The organism is Brevibacterium sp. VCM10, from assembly GCF_000583215.1.
Taxonomy (GTDB): domain Bacteria; phylum Actinomycetota; class Actinomycetes; order Actinomycetales; family Brevibacteriaceae; genus Brevibacterium; species Brevibacterium linens.
The window spans coordinates 1-15,168 of record NZ_JAJB01000010.1; the positions used below are offsets into that span (position 1 = coordinate 1).

Annotated in this window: 12 protein-coding genes and 1 tRNA gene; 3 read left to right on the forward strand and 10 right to left on the reverse strand. The window is 66.6% G+C overall.

Annotation, left to right across the window (positions count from 1 at the left end; genetic code table 11):
• Window positions 1–19: 19 nt before the first annotated feature.
• The 8 genes from guaD to AD89_RS0102350 form a co-directional block, all read right to left on the reverse strand.
• On the reverse strand, window positions 20–1,297 hold the full coding sequence (gene guaD, locus AD89_RS0102315) for a guanine deaminase (protein ID WP_025776995.1): 1,278 nt from the start codon (window positions 1,295–1,297) through the stop codon (window positions 20–22).
• 54 nt (window positions 1,298–1,351) lie between these two features.
• The gene (gene xdhC, locus AD89_RS0102320; RefSeq protein WP_025776996.1) at window positions 1,352–2,137 is read right to left on the reverse strand and encodes a xanthine dehydrogenase accessory protein XdhC; all 786 of its coding nucleotides are present in this window, start codon (window positions 2,135–2,137) and stop codon (window positions 1,352–1,354) included.
• The gene (gene xdhB / locus AD89_RS0102325) at window positions 2,134–4,512 is read right to left on the reverse strand and encodes a xanthine dehydrogenase molybdopterin binding subunit (protein WP_025776997.1); all 2,379 of its coding nucleotides are present in this window, start codon (window positions 4,510–4,512) and stop codon (window positions 2,134–2,136) included. Before xdhB ends, xdhC begins: the two co-directional genes overlap by 4 nt.
• Window positions 4,512–5,969, reverse strand: coding sequence for a xanthine dehydrogenase small subunit (locus AD89_RS0102330; protein ID WP_025776998.1), 1,458 nt, complete (start codon window positions 5,967–5,969; stop codon window positions 4,512–4,514). Before AD89_RS0102330 ends, xdhB begins: the two co-directional genes overlap by 1 nt.
• Before the next feature lie 196 nt (window positions 5,970–6,165).
• Complete coding sequence (locus tag AD89_RS0102335; RefSeq protein WP_025776999.1) at window positions 6,166–7,626, reverse strand: NCS2 family permease; 1,461 nt, start codon at window positions 7,624–7,626, stop codon at window positions 6,166–6,168.
• 290 nt (window positions 7,627–7,916) lie between these two features.
• Window positions 7,917–8,004, reverse strand: a tRNA-Ser gene (locus tag AD89_RS0102340).
• A 63-nt stretch (window positions 8,005–8,067) separates the two neighbouring features.
• Window positions 8,068–8,499, reverse strand: a complete 432-nt coding sequence (locus AD89_RS0102345) for a nucleoside deaminase (protein WP_025777000.1) — start codon at window positions 8,497–8,499, stop codon at window positions 8,068–8,070.
• 32 nt (window positions 8,500–8,531) lie between these two features.
• Window positions 8,532–9,083 carry a tRNA adenosine deaminase-associated protein gene (locus tag AD89_RS0102350; RefSeq protein ID WP_025777001.1) on the reverse strand — a complete coding sequence of 184 codons (552 nt, stop codon included), beginning with the start codon at window positions 9,081–9,083 and terminating at the stop codon, window positions 8,532–8,534.
• A gap of 73 nt (window positions 9,084–9,156) precedes the next feature.
• Between AD89_RS0102350 and upp the strand changes: the two genes are divergently transcribed.
• The 3 genes from upp (at window position 9,157) to AD89_RS0102365 (ending at window position 11,917) form a co-directional block, all read left to right on the forward strand.
• Window positions 9,157–9,795, forward strand: coding sequence for a uracil phosphoribosyltransferase (gene upp / locus AD89_RS0102355; RefSeq protein ID WP_025777002.1), 639 nt, complete (start codon window positions 9,157–9,159; stop codon window positions 9,793–9,795).
• Window positions 9,796–10,081: 286 nt separating this feature from the next.
• A complete protein-coding gene (locus AD89_RS0102360) occupies window positions 10,082–10,900 on the forward strand; it encodes a winged helix-turn-helix transcriptional regulator (protein WP_025777003.1) in 819 nt (272 codons plus the stop codon).
• Between the two features lie 75 nt (window positions 10,901–10,975).
• On the forward strand, window positions 10,976–11,917 hold the full coding sequence (locus AD89_RS0102365; RefSeq protein ID WP_025777004.1) for an endonuclease/exonuclease/phosphatase family protein: 942 nt from the start codon (window positions 10,976–10,978) through the stop codon (window positions 11,915–11,917).
• Window positions 11,918–11,959: 42 nt separating this feature from the next.
• Here the strand turns inward: AD89_RS0102365 and AD89_RS0102370 are convergent, their stop codons facing one another.
• Window positions 11,960–13,150, reverse strand: coding sequence for a MarP family serine protease (locus tag AD89_RS0102370; RefSeq protein WP_025777005.1), 1,191 nt, complete (start codon window positions 13,148–13,150; stop codon window positions 11,960–11,962).
• A gap of 9 nt (window positions 13,151–13,159) precedes the next feature.
• Window positions 13,160–14,785 (reverse strand): PrsW family intramembrane metalloprotease, encoded by a 1,626-nt coding sequence (locus AD89_RS0102375; RefSeq protein ID WP_231488367.1) that lies wholly within the window; start codon window positions 14,783–14,785, stop codon window positions 13,160–13,162.
• Window positions 14,786–15,168: the final 383 nt, after the last annotated feature.

Consider the following 15,168-nt stretch of genomic DNA (forward strand, 5'->3'; position numbering starts at 1 on the left):
CGTCAGGTAGCAATTGGGGTCAGAGACGGGTGCCGTCGACCCAGACGCCCGCGATGTCGGCCGGGGTTCCCATGGCGAAGATCGTCGCCAGGGCGTCGCCGTCGTCGGCGGCGTGGCGGATGCCGACGTCCAGGGGCTGCCCCTCGGCCGGGCGGATGAGCACGGCGTCGAAGCGCTTGCCCTCGCTGAGCACGCCGACATCGTCGAGCTCGAGCGCCTCGGCGCCGGCCGCAGTCGCCAGGTGGAGCAGATGTGCGGAGTTCAGTGCCACTCCCCCGGACGGATCGAGCTGCTGCATGAAGTACGACTGCACCCCTTCCTTGAGCAGGTTGAATCCGGTCCCCGCCCCGACGTCGGAGCCCAAAGCCACCCGGATGCCTGCCTCGATATGCCTCCGCAGCGGGAAGAAACCGCTGGCCAGAGCCGAGTTCGAGGTCGGACAGTGCGCGGCCACGGCCCCGGCCTCGGCCATGCGTGCCAGTTCCCGATCCTGCGGGTGGACGTTGTGCGCGAGCACGGTGCGCCGCCCCACGAGCCCCGCCCGGTCGTAGGTGTCGAGATAGTCACGAGCCTCCGGGTGGATCTGCGCGACTCCGGAGATCTCATCGACGTTCTCGTTCAGGTGCGAAGTCACCCAGATGCCCGGATTCTCCTCCACGAGGCGGCCGCCGGCGGCCAGCAGCTCGGGACCTGCGGAGAACGAGAACCGCGGCGTCACCGCGTAGCGCAGGCGTCCCTTCCTGTGCCACCGGTCGATGAGCGCCTGGCTCTCCTCGGTCGAGCGTTCTACGTCGGTGAGCAGCGCCTCGGGTAAGTTCCGGTCACTGGTGACCAGGCCGGAGGTGATCCGCAGCCCCGACTCTGAAGCGGCGGAGAAGAAGATGTCCATGGCGCTCGCGAAGTGCGAACCGAAGACCATCGCCGAGGTGGTCCCCGCCGAGATCAGGCCCGTGAGGAATTCGCCGGCCACCGCCTTCGCATAAGCGGGGCCTGCGAGTTTCGCCTCTTCGGGCAGGGCGCACTGGTCGAGCCAGTCGAGCAGAGGCCGCCCGAGGTGGCCGATGGCACGGACCTGCGGCAGATGGACGTGCGTATCGATGAGTCCGGGGATGAGCACACCGTCGCGGAGGTCGACGACCTCGGCGTCCGGATGTGCTGCCCGGGCCGTGTCGACATCGGTGCGGGAGGTGATGAGCCCGTCGTCGACGACGAGGGCGACATCGGACGCCGAACGCAGCCTGCCCCCGGTGAATGGGTTGTCCGGCGTATCGAAGACGCGCGCACGGTAGATGACCACAGTGGTTCTCCTTGAGTCAGTGGTGAAAGTCAGTGATGGAAGTCAGCGTGAAGCTCAGCCGATGCGGCCGAGCAGGTCCGCGGCGACGCTCACGGCGATCGTCGCGGGCGCTTTGCCCGGCAGCTCGGGCAGTCCGATGGGGCAGCGGATGGTGTCGACGGCCTCGAGGTCGAAGCCCTCGGCGGCGAGGTTCTTGCGGAAGCGCTGCCATTTCGCATTCGAGCCGATGAGTCCGACCGAGCCGAGGTCGCCGCGGGTCAGTGCCGCGGAGCACAGGTGCAGGTCTTCGGCATGGTCATGGGTCATGATGACCACGTGCGCTCCGGCCGGCAGGCTCTCAAGCACCTCTTCGCCGACGACCGCGAATTCGCGGCGGATCCGCGCCACCGGCGCCTCCAACTCGTCGAGAGCCTCGAGCTGTTCCGGACGGGAATCGGACACGGTGAGGTCGAGATCGTGGCGGGCGAGGATCCGGGTGAGTTCGAGGCCGATGTTGCCGATGCCGAAGATCGCCACCGAGGCGGGCACCGGCAGGGGTTCGAAGAGCATGGTGACCTCTCCGCCGCAGCATTGGCGACCGTATTTGGCCGGAGCCTTGTCGTTGAGCCGCAGGGTGAGCATCTCCGGGGCCGTCTGACCCTCGGCGAGCAGTTCCCGGGCACGGGTGAGGGCCGTCATCTCGAGATTGCCCCCGCCGATGGTCCCGAACAGGTCATCGGCGGTGGCGATCATCTTCGCTCCCGCTTCACGTGGGGCGTGCCCACGCACCGCGGCGAGAGTGATGAGGACTGCCGGCACCCGAGCTGCGCGAAGCTCGGCTGCGGTGTCCATCCAGGTCATGACGGAACTCGTTGTCCTTCCCTCGCCGAGGCTGCCGCCCCCGAGCCCTGACCGCGGGCTTCTTCGATCGCCCAGAACACAGCTTCGGGCGTGGCCGGAGAGGCGAGGTCGACGCTGTGACCGGGTCGTGCGAAGGCCCCGACGGCCTCGCGCAGGGCTTCGCGGACGGAGAAGGCGAGCATGAGTGGGGGTTCGCCCACGGCCTTCGACCCGTACACGGCTCCCTCTTCGTGTGCCTTGTCGAGGAAGGTGACGTTGAAGACCTCGGGGACTTCGGAGAAGCTCGGGATCTTGTACGTGCTCGCCGCCTGAGTGGCCAGACGTCCCCGACTCGGCTTGTCCGATTCGTCCCAGCGCAGATCTTCCAGCGTCAGCCAGCCGGCGCCCTGGATGAAGCCGCCCTCGATCTGTCCGAGGTCGAGCAGCGGTGACAGGGAGTCCCCGACGTCGTGGACGATGTCGACGCGACGCAGGGTGTAGGAGCCGTCGAAGCGGTTGACTTCGACCTCGGACACCGCCGCCCCGTAGGCGAAGTACTTGAACGGCTCCCCGCGCATCTGCGAGAGGTTCCAGTGCAGGCCCTCTGTGCGGTAGAAGCCGGAGGCCGAGAGTTGGATGCGCTGGAAGTACGCGGTGTTGATCAGCTCTTCCCAGGTCACCGTCTTCGGTGAGGACAGCGCGGAGACGATCCCCCGTGAGATCTCGACTTCGTGCGCAGGAGCACCGAGGATGCCCGCGGCGACCTGTCGCAGCCGGTCGAGGATCTGGTCGCAGGCGTTCTTCACCGCTCCGCCGTTGAGGTCGGATCCGGAGCTCGCCGCCGTCGCCGAGGTGTTGGGCACCTTGTCCGTGCGGGTCGGCGCCAGGCGCACCGTCGACAGGGGCACGCCGAGGGTGGTGGCCGCGACCTGCAGCATCTTCTGGTGCAGGCCCTGGCCCATTTCGGTGCCGCCGTGGGTGACGAGGACGGAGCCGTCCTTGTACACGAGCACGAGCGCCCCGCCCTGGTTGAAGGCGGTGAGGTTGAACGAGATCCCGAACTTCACCGGAGTGATCGCCAGCCCCCGCTTGATGTGCTCGTGGCTCGAGTTGAACGCCTCGATCTCGGCTTCGCGGGCCTCCAGATCGGATTGGGAGATGAGCTGATCCCAGCACGCTTCGATCCGCTCGGGGTGGCGCACCGGCTGATAGTAGGGAGTGTCCTGGCCGTCGGCGTAGAAGTTCCGGCGCCGCAGCTCCCGGGCGCTGAGTCCCAGCTGCGGGGCGACACGTCCGATGATGTCCTCCATGACGAGCATGCCCTGCGGGCCGCCGAAACCGCGGAAGGCCGTCTGCGAGGTCTTGTTGCATTTGGCGATGCGGCCGGTGACTCGGATGTTGGGCACCCAGTAGGCGTTGTCGATATGGCACATCGCGCGGGTGAGCACGGGTTCGGACAGGTCGAGGCTCCACCCGCCGTCGGCGGTCAGTGTCGCATCGAGGGCGAGGATCTTCCCCTCCTCGGTGAATCCGATCTTCCACGACGAGTGGAAGCCGTGTCGTTTGCCGGTCATGGTGATATCGCGGGTGCGGTCGAGCCGCAGTCGCACGGGCCTGCCGGTCAGCTTCGCACCGAGCGCGGCCAGGGCGGCGTAGCCGTGGGGCTGCATCTCCTTGCCGCCGAAGCCGCCGCCCATGCGCAGGCACTGCACGGTCACCTCGTGGGCGGGGACTCCGAGGACGTGGGAGACGATGTCCTGAGTCTCGGTGGGGTGCTGGGTCGAGGACTGGATGAAGACCTGTTCGTTCTCGTCCACATGAGCCAGGCAGGCCTGCGTTTCGAGGTAGAAGTGCTCCTGACCGGCGAACTCGAATTCGCCTTCGAAGACATGAGCGGCGTCGGCGAACGCGGAGTCGACTTCGCCCTTGTCGATCGACAGGGTTGTGCCGTGGTAGCTGTCGGCGGCGATCGCATCTCGCACGGTCACCAGCGACGGCATCTCCTCGACCTCGGCGGTGACTGCTGCAGCGCCTTCCTTCGCGGCCTCGAGATCCTCGGCGAGGACCCAGGCCAGGGGCTGGCCGAAGAACATGATCTCGTCGACCGGCAGCATCGGCTCATCGTGTTTGACGCCCTGGTCGTTGACACCGGGGATGTCGGCGGCGGTGATGACCTTGACGACGCCGGGCACCGCATAGGCGGGTGCGACGTCGATGGCGCCGAGGCGGCCGTGCGCGGTCGTCGACTGCACGGGGAAGGCGTGGAGGACGCCGGTGAGGCGGCCGATGAGGTCATCGGTGTAGAGCGCGGTTCCGGTGACGTGGCCGAAGGCGCTTTCGTGGTGGTGGCGTTCGCCGACGACCGGGTCGGCGGGGCGCTGGGAGAGCTGGCTCATCACTGGACCTCCTTGCTGGTCACGGCCGGGTGGCCGAGCTGCTCGGCGTAGAAGCGTTCGAGGGAGGACCGCAGCATCGCGGTCCGGTATTTCGCACTTGCTCGGTGGTCGTCCATCGGGGTGCCTTCGGCGGCGAGGGTCTCGGCCGCCGCATGCACGGTCTCCAGGCTCCACGGTCGGCCTTCGAGGAGGGCTTCGGTGGCGGTGGCGCGCAGCGGGGTGGCCGCGACTCCGCCGAGGCCGATCCGGGCCTTGGCGATCATTCCGTCGCGGATGTCGACGGCGTAGCCGATCGCCACCGAGGAGATGTCATCGAAGCGGCGTTTGGCGATCTTCTGGAACGACGTCAGCGGAGACAGCGGCAGCGGGATGCGGATGGCGGTGATGAGCTCATCGGAGGCCCGCACCGTCTGCCGGTATCCGGTGAAGTAGTCGGCCAGCGCCACGGTCCGGGACCCGCGCACCGAGGTGAGCACGAGTTCGGCTTCGAGGGCCAGCAGGGCCGGCGGGGTGTCGCCGATGGGCGAACCGGTGCCGAGGTTGCCGCCGATCGTCGCCCCGTTGCGGATGAGGCGGGAGGCGAACTGCGGGAACAGTTTGCCCAGCAGCGGAATGCTGCCGGAGAGTTCGCGTTCGAGTTCGGACAGGGTGCGGGAGGCACCGAGTTCGACGAACGATTCGGTGCGGCGGATTCCGCGCATCTCCTCGAGCCGGTCGACGGCGAGGATGTTCTTGGCGCGCGCTCCCTTGATGTTGACCTCGACGCCCCAGTCGGTGGCCCCGGCCACGACGGTGACCTCGGGATCCTGACTCAGGATGGAGGTCGCCTCGGCGAGGGTGGCGGGACGACGGTAGCGTCCGATCCGGCCCGTGGCGGTGTCGGCCCGCTGATAATCGGTGGCCACGGGGGCCGGTGCCGGGCGGTCACGGCGGGCGGCCAGCGCATCGTCGGCGGTGGGCTGTCCGAGAGCGTTCGCGGCGTCGCGGATGGGACGGTAGCCGGTGCAGCGGCACAGGTTGCCCGACAGGGAGTGGAGGTCGAAGCCGTTCTCGCAGCGATCGGGGCGGTAGTATTCGGCGGCCATCGAGGAGATGAAACCGGGGGTGCAGTATCCGCACTGGGATCCGCCGCGCACGGCCATCTCTTCCTGGACGGGGTGGACGGTGTCTCCGTCGGCCAGACCTTCGGAGGTCACGACCTCTCCCCCGTCGAGGGCTGCCGCCGGCAGCAGGCAGGAGTTCACTGACGTCCAGCGGGTTCCGCCGGATTCGTCGGGGCGGGCGACCATGATCGCGCAGGCCCCGCATTCGCCTTCGGCGCAGCCTTCCTTCGCTCCGGTCAGACCCTGACCGCGCAGGAAGTCCAGCGCATTCGTATGGGGTGGGCCGTCGAATTCGCGGACGGTCCCGTTGATTGTCACTTCGGCAGTTGACTGGTCCGTTGTCGCTGCGGACATCGCACTTCACACCTCCCGCGCCTCTTCACTGAGGCGCACAGTGCATGGTTGGAACAATGTGCTTCGTTCTTCGAGCTTCTGGTTATCCATGCGAACAGCGCAGAAGAACGTGGAATCGGGGACTCATGCGTCCCCGCAGGTCAAGCCCCGTGGGCGATCTGACCCTTTCCCCAAGCTGAGTGTCCAACCATTTGTCTCATGTTCCCAAGATAGCCGAAATCGGGCCGCGAACGAAGTACAGGACGAAACCGGCCGAGACGACCCACAGCAGCCAGTGGACCTGGCGGGCACGGTTGCTCATGGCGTGGATGAGCGCCCAGGAGATGAATCCGACGCCGATTCCGTTGGCGATCGAATAGGTCAGCGGCATCGTCACCATGGTGAGGAAGACCGGCAGCGAGGTGCGGAAGTCGGTCATGTCGATCTCGCGGATCTGCGTGACCATCATGGCGCCGACGACGACGAGCGCGGCGGCTCCGGCTTCCATCGGGATGACGGCGATGAGCGGTGAGAAGAACATCGACAGCAGGAACAGCACACCGGTGATGCAGGCGGCGAGCCCCGTGCGTGCCCCCTCGGCGATTCCCGCTGCGGAGTCGACGAAGACCGTGTTCGACGATCCCGAGGCGGCTCCGCCGAAGACCGCGCCGAGACCTTCGACGATGAAGGCTCCGCGGATGCGCGGGAACATTCCGTCATCGGTCTGCAGTCCGGCGCTGCGGGCCAGTCCGGTCATCGACCCCATGGCGTCGAAGAAGTTCGTGAACACGAGGGTGAACACGAGCATCGTGGCCGCGAGGACGCCGATGTGCTGGAATCCGCCGATGAGGTCGAAGGAGCCGATGAGACCGAAGTCGGGAAGGGCGATGACCTGCTGCGGGAATTCCGGAGCGGCGAGGTTCCAGCCCAGCGGGTCCGGGTCGACCGGGTCGCCGACGGTGCCGAGCTTCGCGAAGGCCTGGATGATGATCGCGGCGATCGTGGCCACGATGATGCCGATGAGGATGCCGCCGGGAATCCGCCGTGCCACGAGGATGCCGATGAGGACGAGGGCGAAGACGAAGACCAGGGTCGGCAGGGAGCCGATCGATCCGTCCTGGCCCAGCTGGACGGGAGGTCCGGCCGGGGTGCGGGTGACGAACCCGGCGTTGACGAAGCCGATGAAGGCGATGAAGAGTCCGATGCCCACCGTGATGGCGATCTTCAGCGCGTGCGGGACGGCGTTGAAGATCGCGGTGCGGATGCCCGTGGCGCCGAGGACGACGATGATGATGCCGTTGATGACCACAAGGCCCATCGCATCCGCCCAGGTGACCTCCTGGACGACGGACACGGCGAGGAAGCTGTTCATCCCCAGGCCCGCGGCGAGACCGAAGGGCAGCCTGGCGACGACCCCGAAGAGGATCGTGATGACGCCGGCGACGAGCCCGGTGACCGCGGTCAGCTGAGCGAAGTCGAGGCTGTCGCCGGCGATGTCCTGGGAGCCGCCGAGGATGAGCGGGTTGAGGACGACGATATAGGCCATCGCGACGAAGGCGACGATGCCTCCGCGGATCTCCTGTCTGATCGTCGACCCGCGCCCTGTGATTTCGAAGAATCTGTCGAGAAGCCCCGGTCTCGAAGATGCGGTCTGCACCGCTTGGTCGTTGTCAGCCATTTTCATGGACCACCTCAGGTTGTTCGATTTGGTCAGTCGGCGACACCATCGTCGTCGACCCTGCGCCTTGAACATGCGCAATGAAACAGTCGAGTCTTCAGCCCCGGATACCGGACCCGGATACCGAAAAGTAATTCCATATTCCGGAAAACTCTTTCTGTTTCATCGAGCAAGTCTCGCCGCTCGACCCTGATGTGTCAATCATCACACCCCTGCCCGCACCGATGCCATCTTTCGACGGGACAGACGAAACCCCTGATCAGAATCGACTGATCAGGGGTTTCCCGTAGCGGTGGCGGTGGGATTTGAACCCACGGTAGGGGGTTGCCCTACACAACATTTCGAGTGTTGCACCTTCGGCCGCTCGGACACGCCACCGCCGACAACTGTACAGCGGTGGACTTTCTGCGTCCAAATCGGTTCGCCGTGAGCTGGGACACGTCAGCGTCTGGCCGCGAAGAACTCCCGCAGCAGGGCCCGAGCCTCCTCCGCTCGGATCCCCGAGGTCACCTCCGGATGATGGAGTGCGGCGCGGTCCCGCAGCAGGTCCCAGACAGACCCGACGGCACCGGCCTTGTCGTCGAAGGCGCCGAAGACGACTCGGTCGATCCGGGAGCCGACGAGGGCCCCGGCGCACATTGCGCACGGCTCCAGGGTGACGACGAGCGTGCAGCCGTCCAAGCGCCACCTCCCCCTCGCCGAGGCGGCAGCGGAGATCGCCATGAGCTCCGCATGGCCGAGCGGATCGGCGTCGACCTCCCGCCGATTGTGACCGCGCCCGATGATCTCACCGTCCCCGCCGATGACGACGGCACCGACGGGAACGTCGTCATGAGCCGGGGCGAGGACCGCCTCGGCGAGGGCATGCCCCATCCATTCGCCGAACCGGGCCGTGGTCGCAGCGGTCAGCGTGCGGCCTCGAGCTGATCGGCGAAGCCGACGGTCTCACCGACGTGGGCGACGACCCGGGCGGGATCGGATCGATAGCTCTCGACCTGGTCGATGAGCGTGGCGGCGGGGACTCCGCGGTCGGAGTAGATATCGGCGTCTCCGCCCCATTCGGAGTCGGCGTCGAATTCGAGCATCTCGACCTCGTCTTCGTCGTCGTCCTCGGCGGCCGCGTCCTCATCCTCCTCGGCGCCGAAGTCGTCTTCGGGTTCGGCATCGTAGGCGTCGGGGCGGGAGTCGAGGAAGTCGGCGAAGATCTCCGCGAACGGGCTCGCCTCGACGGCGGCGAGATCGGACAGGAAGACCTTGACCTCGTTGTTCCCGCACAGGCGCACGAGCCCGAACCATTCGTCTTCGTGTTCGATGACGGCCACGGCCTCTCCGTCGTCGCCGGCGGCCGAACGCATCATATCGACGAGGTCGTCGAGGTCGTTCGCGTCGCGGACGTCGACATCGAGGGCGCGGAAGCCATCGCCGGAATCGGCCAGGATCTCAGTGAAGTACGACATGCCTCCATTGTGAACGCTTCGGACCGCATTGACCACTGCCGAAGCGGCGAAGTTCTCCCGTACCATTTGGGGTATGCATCTTCACGTAGCCGATCACCCGCTCATCGCACACAAACTCACCGCTCTGCGCGATGCGAACACGGATTCCGCTCGCTTCCGCCAGCTCACCGAAGAGCTCGTCATGCTGCTGGCCTACGAGGCGACCCGGTCGGTGGCGGTCGAGGACAAGGAGATCTCGACTCCGGTGACGACGACCACCGGCACCCGCATCGCCGAACCCCGCCCCGTCGTGGTCCCGATCCTGCGCGCCGGCCTCGGCATGCTCGACGGAATGCTGCGCATCCTGCCCACCGCCGAGGTGGGCTTCCTCGGAATGGTCCGCGACGAGACGACCTTCGAACCCAGCGCCTATGCCGACCGTCTGCCCGATGACCTCACAGGTCGGCAGATCTTCGTCGTCGATCCGATGCTCGCCACCGGCGGCACCCTGGCCATGGCCATCGACTTCCTGCTCGCTCGCGGGGCTCGCGACGTCACCGCAGTGTGCCTCGTCTCCGCCCCCGAGGGTGTGGCGCGCATCGAACGCGACTACAGCGATTCCGCCGAGGTGAAGGTGTACACGGCCGCACTCGACGAGAAGCTCAACGAGAAGGGCTACATCGTGCCCGGACTCGGCGATGCCGGGGACCGGATGTACGGAATCGTCGACTGAGGCCCCGCGGATGACGATTACGGTCGTCAGCCTCGGCGACCGAACCGTCATATTTCGTCACAGTCGTCTCATTTTCGGGTCTTCCTTTGCGCGGCCGAAGTTTTGTGACAAATAATGAAGCCATGACTTCGGCGATTCATCAGATGCGAATGCCGGGTGCACATATGTGTATGCCCTGCGTTCGTGGTCGGTGATCTCACTCCCGCTGTCCGGCCTCGAACGAGTTCACTCAAGCAGCGGACTCCTCCAGTCATATCGACCTCATGGTCGAAAGCAAAGGACAGCTATGCCGAATCCAGAACCCGCCTACGTCCACCCGCGCAGTGCAGTGGCCACTCGACGTGCAGGAGCCAGGTTGAGCGCAGTCGACCCGCAGAACGCACCGCACACCTTCGGACCGGCCGGGGTCGTCCCCTCGCCGAAGGCCGCTCGCGGAATCATCGTCTACATCGGACTCGATGAGTCCAAGGCCGCGGCCGACGGCACGAACCTGTCCGCGATCGCCGCCGAGCTGCAGGCCTACGCCAAGGAACTGGCCAGTCAGGCCGAGACCCAGGCCGTCATCGCCTTGGCCCCGGAGGGCCGCGGCAGCGACATCGACGCCGTCCGGGCCGTGGCCACCGGTTCCCCCGCCGCGACCGGTGCGCCAGCGGCGACCCACGGCCCCGTGCGTTCGCGCATTCCCAACCGCATCCACCCGCCGGCTCTGCGCGAGGAGGCCGCTCCGGCGGCTCCCGCACCCCGCGGTTTCGGCGGACGTGCCGGCGATGCCTACACCCAGGCGACCGGGGAACGTCTGCGCATCGACATTCCCCGCCGCGAGGTCCGCATCGACGGTGACCTCGTCGATGTCACGACGAAGGAATTCGACCTGCTCGCCACCCTCGTCTCCCACGCCGATGAGACCCTGCCCCGGGAGGACCTCATCACCGCGGTGTGGTCCGGCGGCGAGGTTCCCGACGAACGCACCGTGGACGTCCATATCCGCCGACTGCGGCGCCGCCTCGGCGAATACGCCTCCGTGGTGCGCACGATGCGGGGGTCGGGCTATCGCTACGACACTCACCCCGATGTGACGGTGTGGAGCGCGACGGCGCGTCGCTGATCTCATGCGGCTGTGAGCCGCATCGCAAGTCGCTTCCAGCGCGGGGCCAGACTTCCCGGTTAAGATCGTTGATCGATGAACCAGGCATATTCCGCACCGCGCAGAAGGCACAGCCCCGCGAAGGGCATCACCGCATTGATCTTCGGGATCCTCTATGCGGCATTCCTGCTCCTCCACAATCTGCTGCCGACGCGGATGGGCATCGCGCTCATCCTCGAATCGGTGCTGCCGTGGACGGGGATCGTCCTCGCACTCGTGCTGCTCATGTTCCTCATCCGCTTCTCGTGGCTCTCGGCCATCGGATTCCTCGTGCCCGCTCTGGTGTGGACGGGGATGTTCGGTCCCGCCCTGCTGCCGAACGATGATTCCGGTGATCCGGACCTGTCGGTGGCCACCCACAACGTGGGGGCGAGGATGCCGCAGCCCACAGCGGCCGCGCAGAACATCGTCGACCGTGATCCGGACATCGTCACGATCCAGGAGCTCGAGTCGCTGTCGGGCAAGATCATCCACAAAGAGCTCGACTCCTCGTTCGAGCATTCTCAGGTCGTCGACACCATCGGCGTGTGGTCGAAATGGCCGATGTCGGAGCCCGAGGAGGTCGACCTCGGCCTGCAGTGGCCGCGGGCTTTCGCGACCACGATCTCGACCGATCACGGTGACATCCGCTTCTATGCCGTGCATATGCCGTCGGTGCGCCCCGGCCACGAATCGATGCGCAATGCCGCTCTGCGCCGCTTGGCCACGGCCGTGGAGACCGACAGCGCCGAGCATGTCGTCATCGCCGGCGATTTCAACACGGCGACGACCGACAACAATATGGAGACCCTGGTGCCGCCGCTGCAGGATACCCGGGAGAAGGCCCGAGGCGGCTTCGGCTTCACCTGGCCCGCCCGGTTCCCCGTCACGCGGCTCGACCATGTCCTCTATCGCGGTTTCGACGCCACCTCCGACGAGGTGCTCGAACGCGGATCGAGTGACCATCGCGCCGTCCTCGCCGGGCTCGACCTCAAGTAGGCGGGGTCAGTTCGTGCACGCGTTTCAGTTCGTGCACGCGTTTCAGTTCGTGCACTGCCCTGTCGGCTGCGGTGTGCGCTCGGCGGCACCGGCGTCGAGTTCGTCGGCGATCTCGGCTCGGGTGAGGGCGTAGCCGGTTTCGTCATCGGTGGCCGAACGGGCGAAGACCATGCCGACGACGTTTCCGTCGGCATCGATGAGCGGGCCTCCCGAGTTGCCTTCCCTCACGATTCCGCGCAGGGCATAGACTTCCCGGACGACCGACTGCGAGTCGTAGATGTCGAGTCCGCGGGCGTTGATCTTCTCCCGCACGCGGGCCGGTGAGATCGTATAAGGACCGTTGGCGGGGAATCCCACGACGACGGAGTCGTCGCCGGGTCCGAGCCCGCTTCCGAAGTCGAGGGCGGGGGCCTCGAGTCCCGCGACTCGGAGCACAGCCACATCGGCTTCGGCATCGAATTCGACGACCTCGGCCCGGTACGGCCTGCCCTTGCCGCCGACCTGCACGGCCAGTTCCGTGGACCCGGCCACGACGTGGGCGTTGGTGGCGACGAGTCCGTCCTCATAGACGAAGCCGGAGCCTTCCGAACCCGTGGCGCAGCTGGTGGCCGTCGTCGTGATCTTGACGACCGAATCGTCGACGCCGCGTCCGACGTCGACCATGCTTTCGTCGGGTTCTCCGACTCCGCGGATCTGTTCGGGCTGACCGGAGAACACCTGGGGGAACCCGGATGCGCTCAGTCCCTTCGCCAGCCCGCCCAGCGCGTTCTGGGAGGAGTAGGGAATGGTGCGGTCGATCGCGGCGATGACGGTGGAGTCGGCGACCCAGCGGTTGGGTTCGACGAGCGGGGTGGTGCGGATGAAGCCGGCGGCGAGCCAGACGACGAGGACATAGACGACCCCGGCGGTGATGGTGCCGCCGATGGCATCGATGCCCTGCCCGAGGTCGGAGTCCATGTTGTGCTTGATCCACGCGCCGATGCCGCTGCCGGCGAAGGCGAAGAGGACGCTCAGGACCAATGGCATCGAGGCCAGCAGCATGAGCACCCCGGGGTTGTCCATGACGTCGGTGCCGGTGCTCAGCGATTCGACGAACGGGGAGAGCAGGCGCCCGAGAATCCAGCCGACGATGAAGCCGGCCGCGGTGCCGAGCGCGGTGATGATGCCCTGGCGGAACCCGGCGAAGAGCGCCCCGATTCCGAGGACGATGAGGAGGATGTCGAAGATCGTCACCGCTGGAACTTACCGCACAGTCTGTCTGGAGGCCGCGAGCAGTCGTTCGCGGGCGTCGGAGAACTGTTTGAGTTCGGCTCGTTCGATCTTGCGTTCCTGTTCGCCGCCGATTCCCGCGAGCACACGCATCCGCGTCGTCGACAGTTTGCCGGAGGTGCGGATCATGGTCTTCATCTCCTCCTTGCCGCCGGGGAACGACTTCGCCCAGTCGCGGCCGTTCTTCCGACCCTTCCAGGTGCCGAGCATGTCGACTTCGGCATGGGTGAGCCAACCGGAGTTCGCATAGTCGCCGAGCATGTTCTGGGTGTGCATGCGCTCGCTGCGGCGCAGAATGAGTCCCAGCGTCACCCAGGCGGCGGAGAGGATGGCGCTGAGCACGACGAGGCCGATGATCTGCGGGAGCATTCCGCCCATCACGTCACGGGTCGCTTGCCCGAACGCACCGAGGAGAGTCATCGAGGCATTCCAGAAGCCGTGCAGGACCATGCCGAGCGCGAGTCCGGGCAGCCACATGAGGATGAGCGACCACCACGGCCATTTGCGGGCGGCGAGGCCGATCGACACACCGGCACAGGTCGAAAACGCAGTGTGCAGCAGCGGTGAGCCGAGGCAGCGCATGGCGAATGTCACTGCCAGTCCCGGAAGTTCGCCGTCGTTCCACGACTGGCCGAGGTAGAGAATGTTCTCGGTGAAGGCGAATCCGGCACCGATGAGCGAACCGTAGACGAGCCCGTCGAGGGGGCCTTCGAAGTGGCGCCGGGCGGCGAGGACGATGACGAGCAAGAGAACGGTCTTGGTCGATTCCTCGAGGATCGGCGCCTGAATGACTGCACCGATGACGTCGGGCACCCCATTGATGCCGACCATATAGAGCGCGATGTCACCGACGAGTGAGAAGCCGAGGGTGAGGATGACCGAGGCGACGGCACCCCAGAGCAGGCAGATGCCCAAGAGCAGCTTCGGCTGCGGTTTCCACCGGTCGAGCCAGAGCACATACCCGATGATCGCCAGAAGCGGGATCGCCGCGAGTCCGATGAGACCGAAGAGGCGGACACCGAAGCTCAGCCCGCCGAGCAGAGCGAGAAGGCCGAGCCCACCGACGAGAGCGACGAGAACGAGGATCGCGGCGACGAGGCGGACGATGTTTCCGGTCGAATCGGGTTCGGCCTCCGGTTGTGCCTTTCGCACGGCACCGGTCCAGGGAGTATCGGTGACGACCTGTTGAGGTGCCTGCATTCCTGCGCGGATCCGCATCTCCTGAGTCACCGTCGGCGCAAACCGCGGCTGAGCATAGACGCGAGCCTGCGCCGGCGGGGGCGCATACATCACAGGCTGACCGGGCATCGGCTGCCCCTGCGGCGGCATCGGGTGGCCGGGCATCGGCTGCATCTGTGGTTGGCCCTGCATCTGTGGCTGGCCCTGCGGCGGCTGGGGTCCGCCGGGCGCCGGCTGCGGAGTCGGCTGCTGCGACCCCTGTGGGCGCGGGCGGAACCGATCATGATTCTGCGGCGGCACCTGCCCCTGCTGTCCCTGCGCCGGCGTCTGCCCCTGCACCGGTGGCACGCTCGGGTTCGGTGGGCCCTGCACCTGGGGCGGCTGCGGTCTCTGCGAAGCGGGACCGTTCTGTGCCGACATAGATCGTCCTTCTGCATTGGGGGAATTTCCGCTCACCTCAGTCTAAAGTCCCAGCCCGCTGTGAACGCCCTCGTCATGTATCCGTCCAGCAACACTTCAGCCGACTGCCACGTTCTGCTGACGGCTCTCGAAGCCCCACTCAACCATTTTCGGGTGTGGATGGTTGCGCACTCTTCGACTCCGCCTCGGCGCATCCGACCATCGTCCGATTGCCGACGTCGCCCACTTCAGGCGCCCGACGTCGCCATTCGTGCCTGCACCACTCCCCTCCCCCTCGACTCCGGCAGGTCGCCCACTCGCACGTCACATCCTGTGGATTCTCGAAGCGGTATCCACAGCCTCTCGGGCGGCCCTAGTCCGACACGGGACTCTCCGTGTCGAAT

What these genes read in the sequence shown, in the direction of transcription:
- AD89_RS0102335 (WP_025776999.1), bottom strand. Translation starts at nt 7,626, where the DNA reads ATGGCTGACAACGACCAAGCGGTGCAGACCGCATCTTCGAGACCGGGG.
- AD89_RS0102360 (WP_025777003.1), top strand. Translation starts at nt 10,082, where the DNA reads ATGCCGAATCCAGAACCCGCCTACGTCCACCCGCGCAGTGCAGTGGCC.
- xdhC (WP_025776996.1), bottom strand. Translation starts at nt 2,137, where the DNA reads ATGACCTGGATGGACACCGCAGCCGAGCTTCGCGCAGCTCGGGTGCCG.
- AD89_RS0102330 (WP_025776998.1), bottom strand. Translation starts at nt 5,969, where the DNA reads ATGTCCGCAGCGACAACGGACCAGTCAACTGCCGAAGTGACAATCAAC.
- AD89_RS0102365 (WP_025777004.1), top strand. Translation starts at nt 10,976, where the DNA reads ATGAACCAGGCATATTCCGCACCGCGCAGAAGGCACAGCCCCGCGAAG.
- AD89_RS0102345 (WP_025777000.1), bottom strand. Translation starts at nt 8,499, where the DNA reads ATGGGGCATGCCCTCGCCGAGGCGGTCCTCGCCCCGGCTCATGACGAC.
- xdhB (WP_025776997.1), bottom strand. Translation starts at nt 4,512, where the DNA reads ATGAGCCAGCTCTCCCAGCGCCCCGCCGACCCGGTCGTCGGCGAACGC.
- AD89_RS0102350 (WP_025777001.1), bottom strand. Translation starts at nt 9,083, where the DNA reads ATGTCGTACTTCACTGAGATCCTGGCCGATTCCGGCGATGGCTTCCGC.
- AD89_RS0102375 (WP_231488367.1), bottom strand. Translation starts at nt 14,785, where the DNA reads ATGTCGGCACAGAACGGTCCCGCTTCGCAGAGACCGCAGCCGCCCCAG.
- upp (WP_025777002.1), top strand. Translation starts at nt 9,157, where the DNA reads ATGCATCTTCACGTAGCCGATCACCCGCTCATCGCACACAAACTCACC.